The following is a 13096-nucleotide window of genomic DNA, read 5'->3' on the forward strand; positions in this document are numbered from 1 at the left end:
AACGTGCCTCCATATCGCATTTCGGCACCGGTCGATGGGTAACACTGAGCGGCGGAGGGGGGAGACGCGCGGCGGTGCTCTGCCGGCGCGCACATCCCGGAGTGTCACGCCGGCCTTGGGGAAGGCGGCGAGGGGACCAGCGGGGGGATGCATGACGCAGTCGCTTCCGGGGCAGCGGCCTGCCCACGGGGGAGCGCAGCGGGGGCGCCGAGCGCTTCCGGTCGTGGTGGTCGGGGCGGGGCCCTACGGGCTGTCGGTCGCCGCGCACCTGCGCGGAGCGGGGGTCCCGGTGCGGGTCTTCGGGGAGGTCATGGGCAGTTGGCGGCACGCCATGGCGACCGGGATGTTCCTGAAGTCGACGCCGGACGCCGTCGATCTGTCCGCACCGGAGCCGGGCGGGCGGCTGGCGGACTTCCTCCAGGTGCACGGTGAGCCGGAGCTGACCGAACTGACGCCCATCCCGTGCGAGGTGTTCGTACGCTACGGACAGTGGTTCCAGAAGCAGTACGTCGGTGAGGTGGAGCCGGCCCGGGTGGCGGCCGTCGACCTGGCCGCGTCCGGTTCGGGGTTCGCCGTACGGCTGGACGACGGACAGGAACTCGGCGCCGCCGCCGTGGTCGTGGCCACCGGCCTGAACGGACTGGCCCACATACCCGGCGAGTTGCGCGGCCTCGTGCCCGAAGGCCCGGGGCCCGACGCGCCGGTGTCGCACACCAGCCAGCACACCGACCTGTCCCGGTACGCCGGCCGCCGGGTCGCCGTGGTCGGCGGGGGCCAGTCCGCCCTGGAGAGCGCCGCACTGCTCCACGAGTCCGGTGCGCGGGCGCAGGTGCTGGTCCGGGAGAGCGATGTGCTGTGGGGGAACGCCCCGGAGCAGGCGCGGTCCTGGGTGCGGCGGATCGGCAGGCCCTCCTCGCCCCTGGGCACGGGCTGGATCCTGGCCGCGGTCTGCCGGGCCCCCGGCGCCGTACGGCGACTGCCGGCCGCGGCCCGACTGCTGCTGTTCCGGCGCGCGTTGCGGCCGTCGGGCGGCTGGTGGTTGCGGGACCGGGTCGAGGGCGTGGTGCCGGTGCGCACCTCGCGCCGGGTCGTACGGGCCGAGACCGCCGGGTCCGTCGTACGGCTGGACGTCGTTGGGCCGGGCGGCGTGGCGGAGGTGCTCGACGCCGACCACGTGCTGGCCGCCACCGGCTACCGTCTGGACCTGGACGCCGTTCCGTTCCTGTCGCCGGCGGTGCGCCGTGCGCTCAGGCAGGTGCCGGGTTCGAGGGCACCGCGGCTGAGCCCGGGGTTCGAATCGTCGGTGCCGGGACTGTACTTCACCGGATCGCTGGCCGCTCCGATGTTCGGGCCGATGATGCGCTTCGTCGCCGGCACCGGGTTCGCCGCGGCCCGGGTCGCCCGGGACAGGGTCCGGCGGGTGGCCGACGCCGGATGACCGCGCGCGGCGTCCGTTGACCACGTCCGCCGTCCCTTGACTGCGCGTGGCCCGTCACCCCGCCGCAAAGGGGGTTCCGGCCGAGCCCGGCCGGAACCCCCTCGTCAGTGCGGGTCAGGCGGTGTGCAGGGTCAGTCCGTAGCGGTTGAGGATCTCGTTGACCGGCTGGAACCAGGTCTCCCCGCCGCCGGAGCAGTTGCCCCAGCCTCCGGAGGTGACGCCCTGGGCCTGGTCACCGCTGATGAACGAGCCGCCGGAGTCGCCCGGTTCGGCGCACACGCTGGTCTTCGTCAGCTGGTGCACGGCGCCCTGGCTGTAGTTGACCGTCTCGTTGAGCGCCAGCACGGTGCCGCAGTGCCAGTGCGTCGTCGAGCCGGAGCGGCAGACCGAGGCGCCCACGGGTGCCACGGCGGAGCCGCGCACCAGCTGGTCCGGGACGGTGCCCCAGCCGAGGACCACCGGAACCGTCCACCAGCCGCTGCCGACGCTGACCCAGGCGTAGTCGTTGTCGGGGAACGAGGACCCCTGGAAGGTGCCGATGTACGAGCCGTCCCAGCCACTCACCCCGGCGCCCGGCTGGCCGCAGTGTCCGGCGGTGACGAAGCCGCCGTACACCGAGAAGCCGATGGAGCAGCGGACGTTGCCGGTGTAGTAGGGGTCGCCGCCGACGGTGCCCGCCGCGAAGGTCTGCGGCGGTGCGGAGACCGTCCGGACGGTGACGGGGCCGGCCGCGCGGGCCTGGGCGAGGAAGCGTTGGACATCGTTGTCGGAGCGCGCTGCGCGGACGACGTCCACGACCACCGTGTTGGCCTTCGGGTCCACCCGCCAGCCGCTCACGCCCTGGGGTGCCGACGTGCTGTCGAGGCGGGCCTTGGCCGTGTCCAGCTGCCGTGCGCTGTGCTGGACGGTGCGGACCGTGGCGCCGGTGGTGCGGACGGCGCGCAGGGTCGACTCGGAGGCGCCGGAGGTGATGGCCACGGTGAGCCGGCCGGTCTCGTCGTCGAACCACGAGCCGCCGTAGGCGGATCCCGCGGCCGCGCGGGCCTTCGGTTCCGCTGCCGTGGCGGCGCGTTCCGCCGCCAGCCGCGCCTCGGCCTGCTGCGCCGAGAGTCCCAGGTCCCGCTGCATCGCCTGGAGCAGGCCGGGGGAGGTGGTGGGTGCGGTGGCGGGGGTCGCCGCACCGGCCGTCGGGGTGCCCGCCACGGCCCAGCCGCCGAGCAGTACGAGTGCGGCCACGGCCACGCGGTGGAGTCTGGTGCGTCTCACAGGGGTGCCCTTCGTCGTTCCAGCGAGGTGGGGGTGGAACAACCGCGACCTGAGAGCGCTCTCACCCGGGTCGGGGAGCAGCTTAGCGGGACTGGGTAATCAGGTCCATGCCAAGTTTGGGATTCGCGCCGGGCCCGCCCGTCGTCCCGTTTGCCTAATGGGCTTAGGCAGATATTCAATGGCTTCAGGTTCTTGGAGGCTCGGGTGGGAGGAGCGGCATGGCGCGTGCGGGGTTGACCACGGAACGCCTGGTCAGGGCGGGGGCGGAGCTGGCGGACGAGGTCGGCTTCGAGCACGTGACCGTCTCGGCCCTCGCCCGGCGGTTCGACGTCAAGGCCGCGAGCCTGTACTCGCACCTGAAGAACTCCCAGGACCTCAAGACGCGGATCGCCCTGCTCGCCCTGGAGGAACTCGCGGACCGCGCCGCCGACGCGCTGGCCGGGCGGGCAGGCAAGGACGCCCTCGCCGCCTTCGCGAACGTCTACCGCGCATACGCCCGGGAGCATCCCGGCCGCTACGCGGCGGCGCGGCTCCGGCTGGACCCGGAGACCGCCGCCGCGAGCGCCGGGGGCAGGCACGCGCAGATGACCCGCGCGATCCTGCGCGGCTACGACCTGGCCGAGCCGGACGAGACCCACGCCGTCCGGCTCCTGGGCAGCGTCTTCCACGGCTACGTCAGCCTGGAACTGGCCGGCGGCTTCGCCCACAGCGCCCCGGCCCCGCAGGAAACCTGGACCTGGATCCTCGACCGCCTCGACACGATGCTGCGCACCTGGCCACCAGGGTGAGCGCCCGCGCCGCGACACGCGTGGGCCACTGAGCGCACGGACGGCACGCGCCCGGCGGCGAGACGTACGGCTGCGGCACGTGCCCGTCTGCGTGCCGGCGCATGTATGCAAGGCATCCACGTCGGTTGTGCGGGGTCGCGGCTCGTGTGGGGCTGACGCCCGCGCCACCTGCCCGGGGGTGTGGCTCGTGTGGGGCTGGCGGGCCGTGATGGCTGCCCGGGATGTGCGGTGCGGTGAGCCGGACTGCCCGCGCACGGCTCCGGCGCCTCCACGTCGGCTGCGGGTTGTCCCGCGGCCCGGGGCGCCTGTCGGGCTATGGCGTCCGCAGGCCCCGTGCGGGTGGGTGCGCCTCTGGTGGCAGCCGTGCGGTGGAGCGGTGCGTCAGCCCGCCCCAGTGCGGCTGCGGCCGCGCATCCCGATGTGCCTGCACGCTGCCGTGCTGCAGCGACCGTGCCGACTGACCGGTCGTGGGGTCCATGTGGGCCGCGTGCGGAGGAACGCGCGTCTGGTGGCTGCCGTGCCTGCGGTCGCGCGTGGTGCGGTGAGTCCGCGTGTCCGCGCGCGGGTGTGGCGCGCATGGTCTGTGCGTTCGGGGTTCCGCGCGGCGGTCTGCCTTGTGCGTGACGCCGCGTTCGGTGCTCACCGCCGATGGCCCGAGTGCGCCCCCGGTCCCAGCTTGCCGGACGGCTGCGGTTCTGGGCCGTGGGCGGCCCCGCTGAGCCGGTGCTCCGGCCTCTGCGCCGGCCCCCAGGCGCAGCGTGCCTCCTCACGCATCGGACCATCGGCAACGGTGCCGACGTCGGCCACGCGGCCGGTGCCGTCCACGGCGCCCGGCTGCCCGGCTGCCCGGCCGGTCGGCGAGGGAGGGCGGTCGCTACGCTCCGTGGCCGCAAGCGGACGTTCCGCACCCCGGTGCCGAGGTCCACCGTCGCGTCGGCGACCGCCCCGCCGAATTCGTCCTCGCTGTCGCGGACAGCGCTTTCACCCGCCGCAACGCTTCGGATTCGGGGTTCCCCGCACGGTTCGCGCAGGGCTCCCGCTGAACGATCAATCGTGGAAGTCGTGACGATGGGGGAGGGCGGATGTTACAAATGCCGGATGGTCGACCGTTTTACCCGTCTTCGACGCATATCGCTGCGCTCGCTGCTGGGAAAGAGCCCGCGAAGCGTCGCCGGACAGGTGTTCGTTCTGCAGGTGGCGCTGGTGGCGCTGCTTGTGGCTTTCGCCGTCTTCTCCCTCGTCCTTCAGTCGCAGCGGGACGTCAACGCCGAGGCCAAGCGCCGTTCCGTGGCGGTGGCGCAGACCTTCGCGCACTCCCCGGGTGTCGTGAGCGCACTGCGGACGCCCGGCCCGTCGAAGGTGCTCCAGCCCCTCACGGAGGCGGCGCGCAGGTCCGCGGGGGTCGACTTCATCGTCGTCATGGACACGAACGGCATCCGCTACACCCACCCCCTGCCGGACCGCATCGGCCACCGTTTCGTCGGCGCCATCGAGCCGTCGCTGGCCGGCAAGGTCTACACCGAGACCGTCCACGGGCCGCTCGGCGACGAGGTACAGGCCACCGTTCCCATCAGGGACGGCAGCCGCGTGGTGGCGCTGGTCTCCGCAGGCCTCCAGGTCAAGCACGTGACCAGCCAGGTGAACCGGCAGATCCCGATCATCCTGGGCGCCGGGGCGGCGGCGCTGGGTCTGGCCACCGGCGTGACGGCGCTGGTCGGCAGGCGGCTGCGGCGGCAGACCCACAGCCTCGCCCCGGACGAGATGACCCGCATGTACGACCACCACGACGCGGTGCTGCACTCCGTACGCGAAGGAGTACTCATCGTCGGTGACGACGGGCGGCTGCTGCTGGCGAACGACGAGGCCAAGCGGCTGCTGGAGCTGCCGTCGGATGCCGAGGGCAGGCAGGTGGCGCAGTTCCCGACGCTGGAACCGGAAACGGTCGAACTGCTCACCTCGGGCCGCATGGCCACCGACGAGGTGCACCTCGCCGGATCCCGGCTGCTGGCGGTCAACCAGCGGCCCACGCACAGCGACGGAGGCGGGCGGCGAACGGTGGTGACGCTCCGCGACTCCACCGAACTCCAGGCCATCTCCGGCCGGGCCCAGGTGGCCCGGGAACGGCTCGAACTGCTCTACGACGCCGGCCTGGGCATCGGCACCACCCTCGACGTGTCCCGCACCGCCGACGAACTCGCCCAGGTCGCCGTCCCCCGCTTCGCCGACTACGTCTCCGTGGACCTCGCCGAGGGCGTACTGCGGGGCGAGGAGCCCGCCGGCACGGCGACGGGCCTGCGCCGCATCGCCGTACGCGGTGTCCAGGACGACGCGCCGCTCTACGAGAAGGGCCGGCTGATCGACTTCCTGCCGTCCACGCCCCAGGCCCGCAGCTACGACACCGGCCACGTGGAACTGGTGACGGACCTGTCGTCGGCGTACGGCTGGCAGGCGCAGGATCCGGAGCGCACCAAGGCGATCGTCGACTACGGCATCCACTCGCTGATCTCGGCCCCAATCCAGGCCCGCGGTGTCGTGCTGGGCATGGCCAACTTCTGGCGCCGCAAGGAGCGCGGCCCGTTCGACGAGGAGGAGCTTTCCCTGGCCGAGGAACTGGTGGCCCGGGCCGCGGTCAGCATCGACAACGCCCGCCGCTACGCCCGCGAGCACGCGCTCGCGGTCACCCTCCAGCGCAGCCTGCTGCCACGGGCCCTGCCCGAGCTGAGCGCGCTGGAGGTCGGCTACCGCTATCTGCCCGCCCAGTCGGGTGTGAGCGGTGACTGGTTCGACGTGATCCCGCTGCCCGGCGGACGGGTCGCCCTGGTCGTCGGGGACGTGGTCGGGCACGGCCTGCACGCCGCCGCCACCATGGGACGGCTGCGGACCGCGGTGCACAACTTCTCCACGCTCGACCTGCCCCCCGACGAGCTGCTGAGCCACCTGGACGACCTCGTCGGCCGCATCGACCAGGACGAGGCCTCCACCGGCGCCGCCGCGGCCGTCGTCGGAGCCACCTGTCTGTACGCGATCTACGATCCCGTGACGCGCCGCTGCGCCATGGCGCGCGCCGGTCATCTCGCGCCCGCGCTGGTCAGCCCGGACGGCGACGTCACCTTCCCGGATCTGCCGCACGGGCCGCCGCTCGGCCTGGGCGGCATGCCGTTCCGGACGGCCGAGCTGGAGCTCCCCGAAGGCACCCAGCTCGCCCTGTACACCGACGGTCTCATCGAGGACCGCCGGCGAGACCTGGACGTCGGCATGGAACTGCTGCGCCAGGCCCTCGCGGGCCACCCCGACCGCTCGCCGGAGCAGAGCTGCCAGGCGGTGCTGGACACGCTGCTGCCCGCGCGTCCCAAGGACGACGTCGCCCTGCTGATCGCCCGAACCCGGGCGCTGCCCTGCGACCGGGTCGCCGAGTGGGACGTGCCGCCCGACCCGGCCGCCGTCGCCCGGGTCCGCGTCGCGGCCGCCCGCACACTCGACGAGTGGGGCCTGTCCGAGCTCGGCTTCAGCATGGAACTCGTGCTGAGCGAACTCGTCACCAACGCCATCCGCTACGGCGGTGCGCCGATCCACGTCCGGCTGATCCGCGACCGCACGCTGATCTGCGAGGTCTCCGACGGCACCAGCACCTCGCCGCACCTGCGCTACGCCGCGACGACCGAGGAGGGCGGCCGCGGTCTGTTCCTGGTGTCGCAGATGACCGAGCACTGGGGCACCCGCTACTCCCCGCACGGAAAGGTGATCTGGGCCGAACTCGCCCTGCCCGAGGGCGGCGAGGACCCGGGTACGACCGTGTCCGGGACGATCGCGTCTCCCGTCGACGGCTGGCCCACCGTCCCGCGGACACCGGTGCTCCCCGGCCAGACGACGGGCGACCGGGCGGGATGACAGGTGATCCCCGACCCGCCCCGGCGTCCGGCATCATGCGCACAGGCGCGGTCGGTCGGCCGGCCCCGAAGCGGTGACGGCGCGGGCCCGCCCGGTGGGCGGTCCCGCGCCGTCGCAAAGGGTGAACGGACGCGTCAGGCGGTGACCCCGGCGGCCTGCGGCCGCGGAGCGTGCCGCGGCAGGGTCAGCACGGCCAGGAAGCCGAGTACCGCGACCGCGGCGAAGAAGTAGAAGCCCCACGGGTGGCCGATGCCGGAGGCGACCAGGGCCCCGGTGATCGTCGGGCCGACGATCGAGCCGATCCGGCCGATGCCGGAGGCGGAGCCGAGGGCGGTCCCGCGTACCGCGGCCGGGTAGAAGTGCGTCACGTAGGCGTAGACGAGCACCATGGCGGAGAAGACGAACACGCCGGTGAGGAAGACGACGACGTTCAGCAGCAGGTTGCTGTTCATCTTGATGCTCAGGCAGCCGAGCATGACCACGGACACCGCGAACCAGCCGAGTATGGTCCCCTTGATGCCCCGCCGGTCGGCCACGAAGCCGCCGACGATCAGGCCGACGACGCCGCCGACGTTGAGCACCAGGAGCTGGGTGACGGCCGTGGGGACGGGGTAACCGGCGTCGTTCATCAGCTTGGGCAGCCAGGTGTTCAGGCCGTAGACCAGCAGCAGCCCCATGAACGAGGCGACCCAGATGCCTATGCCCGCGCGCAGGTAGGCCGGCTTGAGCAGCTCGGTGAACGGGACCCGCTGCGCCCCGGCCGCCTGCTTGGCCCGCATGAAGGCCTCCGACTCCGGCAGCCGGAACCACTGGATGACGGCGACGACGAGCCCGGCCACGCCGAGGACGTAGAACAGGATCTGCCAGTTGTCGGTCACCTGGAGGGCCAGCAGGGAAGTGATCACGGCACCGGTGTGATAGCCGGTCATGGTCAGGGTGCTGGCCCGGGCACGCCGGCTGGCCGGCATGTGCTCGGCCATCATCGTGAGCGACACCGGCATGCAGGCGCCCAGGCCCAGACCGGCGATGAGCCGGAGGACGGCGAACATCGTCACGGAGCCGGCCAGCGGCACCACGATGGTGAACACCGAGAACACCACCACCGACGCGATGAGCAGCAGGCGGCGCCCCAGCCGGTCGGCCAGCGGGCCGACGCAGACGGCGCCGATGGCGACGCCGACGAGCGACAGCGTCGCGATCATGGTGGCGTCGCCCGCGGTCATGCCGAGGTGACGGGTCTTGAGCAGGGTCGGGATGATGGCGCCGAGGACGACGAGGTCGTAGCCCTCCAGCATGACGGTGATCCAGCACAGGACCACGGTCCAGGTGCTTCTCCCGGCGGTGCCGGACTGCGCGGTCGTCGGGGACGAGACGGCGGATGACATAGGGACGTTCCCCCCTGGGGACGGGAGCGGACGGGCGAGGACGGGCGGATCAGAACGGGTAGTCGGCGATGTCGGGCCGGACGGTGACCCACTGGGTCTCGGTGAAGGCCTCGACGTTGGCGGCGGTGCCCCCGAACCGGGACCCGGTGCCGGAGGCCTTGACCCCGCCGAAGGGCGCGTTGGGCTCGTCGCCGACGGTCTGCTCGTTGATGTGGACCTTGCCGGAGTCGATCCGGTCGGCGAGCTTCATCGCCGTCCCCACGTCGCCGAGGATCCCCACGGACAGCCCGTACTCGCAGTCGTTGACGATCCGCGCGGCCTCCTCCAGCGTCGAGAAGCCGATGACGGGCGCGACGGGCCCGAAGATCTCCTCGCGCCAGGCCGGCATGTCGGTCGTCAGGCCGCTCAGCACAGTGGCCCGGTAGCACGCGCCGACGATCTCGCCGCCCGCGGCGAGGGTCGCCCCCGCGGCGACGCTGTCGGTGACGATGCCGTGCACCCGTTCGAGCTGGCGCCGGTCGATGATCGGGCCGAGCGCGACGTCCTCGCGGGCCGGATCGCCGACCGGCAGGGCCGCGGCCTTCGCGGCGAGCGCCGCGGTGTACTCCTCCAGCAGCGACTCGTGGACGATGTGGCGACCGGTCGTCATGCAGATCTGGCCCTGGTGCAGATAGGAGCCGAAGGCGCCGGCCGAGGCCGCCTTCGGCACGTCCGCCCCGGGCAGCACGACCAGCGCGTTGTTCCCGCCCAGCTCCAGGTGGGCCCGCTTGAGCAGGCGTCCGGCCTGCTCGCCGATCGCCCGCCCGACCGGAGTCGAGCCGGTGAAGGAGACCACCCGGACCTCGGGCGCCTCGACGACGGCCCGGCCGACCGAGCCGTCGCCCGGCAGCAGGTGCAGCACCCCGGCCGGCAGGCCCGCCTCCTCGAAGACGCGCGCGATGACGACACCACCGCTCACCGCGGTGCGCGGGTCCGGCTTGAGCAGCACCGCGTTGCCCAGGGCGAGCGCCGGCGCCACCGAGCGCAGGCCCAGGACGAGCGGGAAGTTGAAGGGCGCGATGACACTGACGACACCGGCCGGGCGGCGCCGGGAGAGGGACCAGCGGGCGTCCTCGGAGGTGAGCACCTCGCCCTGCGGGTGTGTCGGCAGGCCCGCGCACTCGAAGCACTCGCCCACGGCGAGCCGCGCCTCGAAGGCCGCCTTGGCCCGTACGGACCCGGCCTCGCGTACCAGCCAGTCCTCGATCTCGGCGGCGTGCTCGGCCAGCAGCTCGCCCGCCCGGCGCAGTACGGCGGCCCGCCGCTGCGGGGAGGTCGCCGCCCAGTCGCGCTGCGCCTCGGCCGCGCGGGCGGACGCACGCCGTACGTCCTCGGCGGTGGCCAGGCCCGCCGTCGCGAGCTGTTCGCCGGTCGCGGGTTCGACGACCGGCTGCTCGCCGGAGGCGTCCCTCCAGCCGTCGCTGAAGAACTTCTTGGCCCAGACGTCGCTGTCCAGGAGTGCCATCGCGTTTCCTCTCTTGTGCACAGGGGCGGATCAGGACGGGGTGGTGAGCGCGGTGTCCACCTGGAGCAGCCGCGGGTGGTCCGGGCGCTCGGCGAGGGCGGCCCGCAGCTCCTCGGCGTCGCCGACGTGCCGGGCCCGGACTCCGTATCCCTCGGCGATACGGGTGAAGTCCAGGCCGGGGATGTCCAGGCCGGGGGCGTCCGGCACGCCCAGCAGGCCGCCGAACCAGCGCAGTGCCCCGTACGTGCCGTTGCGCAGCAGGACGACGGTCAGCGGGAGGCGGTGCTGGGCGGCCGTCCACAGGGCGGTGATGCCGTAGTTGGCCGAGCCGTCCCCGATGACGCCGACCACCGGCCGGCCCGGCTGCCCCATCGCGACCCCGACCGCGCCGGGCAGCCCGAACCCGAGTCCGCCGGCCGCCGGGAAGTAGTAGGAGCCGGGCCGGCGCAGGTCCATCTGGCGCCACCAGGAGGCGTTCGTCGACGTCGACTCGACCACGTAGGCGGTGTCCTCGGGCAGTTCGTCGCGCAGCGCGGCGAAGACCTGCTCGGGGTGCAGCCGGGAGCCGTCGCCCGTGGGCGGCTCGGGCGCGGGCCGGAAGGCGCCAGCGGGTGCCTCGCGGCCGTCGAGCAGCTTCAGGAGCAGGCCGATGACCGCTCCGGGGTCGGCGACCAGGGCCTCGCCCATCGGCGCCCGCGCGGCGGCGGAGGCGTCCTCGGTCACCTGGATCAGCCGGGTGCCCTCGGGCAGGTACCGGCCGGGGAGGTGCTCGTGGTAGCGGAACACCGGCGCGCCGAGCACCAGGACCAGGTCGTGGCCCTCGAACGCCTCGCTGACCGGCGCGATCCCGGCGGGCAGTACCCCGCGGAAGAGGGGGTGCCGGTTGGGGAAGGGCAGCCGGAACTGCGAGGGGGCCGCCCACACCGGGCCGCCCAGGCGCTCGGCCAGCCGGACGGCGTCGTCGAACAGGCCGGCCGAGTCGATGTCCCCGCCCAGCACGAGCGCGGGCCGCCGGGCGGAGGCGACCTGCTCGGCCAGCCGGCGGCCCTGCTCCCCGTCGGGGACGGAAGCGCGGCCGACCCGCCGGTCGAGGACCGCCAGGGCGTTGTCGTCGGCGTCGGCCGCCCAGTCGTCGTAGGGGACGGACAGATACGTCGGGCGCCGCTGGAGCTGCGCCTCGAAGACGGCCTGCGCGAGGGCGCGCGGCACGTCCTGGGCGCACGCCGGCTCGGCCGCCCAGCCGACCAGCGGCCTCATCAGCGCCGGGGCGTCCACGTTGGACAGGTTGGCCTCCGGACCGACGGCGGAGCGCACCTGCTGGCCGGCGACGATCACGAGCGGGGTGCGGGAGGCCACGGCGTTCGTCAGCGCGCCCATCGCGTTCCCGGAGCCGGACGCCGCGTGCAGATTGACCAGGACGGGCCGGCCGGTCGCCTGCGCGTACCCGTCGGCCATGCCGACGACGGCGCCCTCGTGCAGGCCCAGGACGTAGCGGAAGCCGGCGGGGAGTTCGGCGAGGAAGGGCAGCTCGTTGGAGCCGGGGTTGCCGAACACGGTGGTGAGGCCCTGGCGCTCCAGGAACTCGTGGGAGAGGCGGCGTACGGAAGGCACAGACGTTCCTTTCGGAGTGACGCACGCCACGCTAGGCAAGCGCCGACATGAGCACCAATAAATCTTTTACCTTCGCGATATAGACTGCTTCGATATGAGGACCTTCGACCTCAACCTCGCCCGCGTCTTCGTGCTGCTGTACGAGACCGGCAGCGTCACGGTCACCGCCGACACGCTCCACGTCACCCAGCCCACCGTCAGCTACAGCCTGGGCAAGCTGCGCCGGCACTTCGGCGACGAGCTGTTCCGGCGCACCGGACGCGGGCTGACGCCGACCGCCGGAGCCCTCCGGCTGTACGAGCCGTTGCAGCGCGCGCTGGCCGACATCGACAGCACGGTCCGCCAGGCCGACGTCTTCGATCCCGGGGTCATGTGCGGGCGGTTCACGCTGGCCCTGTCCGACCTGGGCGAGGTGACCCTGCTGCCGCGTCTGCTGGCCGCGGCCCGTGAACGGGCGCCCGGGGTGTCCTTCACCGTGCGGCCGCTGGACGTCGACGAGGCGGAGCACCAGCTGCGCCGCGGCGACCTCGACGCGTTCGTGGCCACCCCGGTGCTGACCTCCCACCGGACCGTGCGGATCCCGCTCTTCCACGAGCGCTACGTCGGCATGGTCGCCGCCGACCACCCGCGGGTGCGGGGCGAGTCGGTCACCCTGGCCGAGCTCGCGGCCGAATCCCACGCCACCGTCTTCGGCCCCAGCGGGCACGTCGTCCCGCGTGCCGTGCTCGCCGCGCACGGGCTGCTGGACCGGGTGGTGGTGGACGCCACCCGCTTCTCGATGCTGCCGTACCTGCTGGAGCAGACCGACCTGATCGCCATCGTCCCCGAGTACGTCGGCGAGGTGTTCGCCTCCTCCCACCAACTGCGCATGGTCCGGCTCCCGTTCGACACCGAGCCGATCGAGGTGGCGCTGTACGCCCGGCACGAGTCCTCGCGCAGCCCCTCCCAGCGGTGGCTGGTGCAGTTCATGTCCGAGGTCCTGGGGGAGCGGGTGAGCCCGGCCCAACTGCCCCCGTCCGCCGCCCCGTAGGCCGCGTCGCGCACCGTGCCCGCCATCGGCGTGAGGTGCGTAGGCCAACCGGGTGCAATACGCCGGGCGTTACTCCGTCTCGGCGACGGCTGCCTCCGCTTCGGAGGCGGCAGGCGGAAGGATGGAGGCCGGGCCCTGCGGGACACCGCGTGGACCTTCACGTATCCATCTCCTGAGAGAAAGCGT

The 13096-nt window shown here is 73.3% G+C and carries 8 protein-coding genes; 4 read left to right on the top strand and 4 right to left on the bottom strand.

Features of this window, described 5'->3' with window-relative positions; genetic code table 11:
- The first annotated feature begins 151 nt into the window (after window positions 1-151).
- Window positions 152-1438 carry an FAD-dependent oxidoreductase gene (locus TNCT6_RS32425; RefSeq protein WP_141364734.1) on the top strand — a complete coding sequence of 429 codons (1287 nt, stop codon included), beginning with the start codon at window positions 152-154 and terminating at the stop codon, window positions 1436-1438.
- A 114-nt stretch (window positions 1439-1552) separates the two neighbouring features.
- On the opposite strand, the gene TNCT6_RS32430 is transcribed toward TNCT6_RS32425, so the two are convergent.
- Window positions 1553-2704 carry a S1 family peptidase gene (locus TNCT6_RS32430; protein WP_141364736.1) on the bottom strand — a complete coding sequence of 384 codons (1152 nt, stop codon included), beginning with the start codon at window positions 2702-2704 and terminating at the stop codon, window positions 1553-1555.
- 218 nt (window positions 2705-2922) lie between these two features.
- Between TNCT6_RS32430 and TNCT6_RS32435 the strand changes: the two genes are divergently transcribed.
- Window positions 2923-3492 (top strand): TetR/AcrR family transcriptional regulator, encoded by a 570-nt coding sequence (locus TNCT6_RS32435; RefSeq protein WP_141364737.1) that lies wholly within the window; start codon window positions 2923-2925, stop codon window positions 3490-3492.
- Window positions 3493-4590: 1098 nt separating this feature from the next.
- Entirely contained in the window at window positions 4591-7380 is a 2790-nt protein-coding gene (locus TNCT6_RS32440) for a SpoIIE family protein phosphatase (RefSeq protein ID WP_141364739.1), read from the top strand.
- A gap of 134 nt (window positions 7381-7514) precedes the next feature.
- Here TNCT6_RS32440 and TNCT6_RS32445 read toward each other — a convergent pair whose 3' ends face one another.
- From TNCT6_RS32445 to mdlC, 3 genes are read right to left on the bottom strand one after another with little or no spacing between them, the layout of a single operon-like run.
- On the bottom strand, window positions 7515-8765 hold the full coding sequence (locus TNCT6_RS32445; RefSeq protein WP_141364741.1) for an aromatic acid/H+ symport family MFS transporter: 1251 nt from the start codon (window positions 8763-8765) through the stop codon (window positions 7515-7517).
- Between the two features lie 49 nt (window positions 8766-8814).
- Entirely contained in the window at window positions 8815-10269 is a 1455-nt protein-coding gene (locus TNCT6_RS32450; protein ID WP_141364743.1) for a benzaldehyde dehydrogenase, read from the bottom strand.
- Between the two features lie 30 nt (window positions 10270-10299).
- Window positions 10300-11880 carry a benzoylformate decarboxylase gene (gene mdlC, locus TNCT6_RS32455; RefSeq protein ID WP_141364746.1) on the bottom strand — a complete coding sequence of 527 codons (1581 nt, stop codon included), beginning with the start codon at window positions 11878-11880 and terminating at the stop codon, window positions 10300-10302.
- A 94-nt stretch (window positions 11881-11974) separates the two neighbouring features.
- Here mdlC and TNCT6_RS32460 point away from each other — a divergent pair, with 94 nt between their 5' ends.
- Entirely contained in the window at window positions 11975-12910 is a 936-nt protein-coding gene (locus TNCT6_RS32460) for a LysR family transcriptional regulator (protein WP_141364748.1), read from the top strand.
- Window positions 12911-13096 lie beyond the last annotated feature (186 nt).

The sequence above is a fragment of the Streptomyces sp. 6-11-2 genome (assembly GCF_006540305.1).
Classification (GTDB): Bacteria; Actinomycetota; Actinomycetes; order Streptomycetales; family Streptomycetaceae; genus Streptomyces.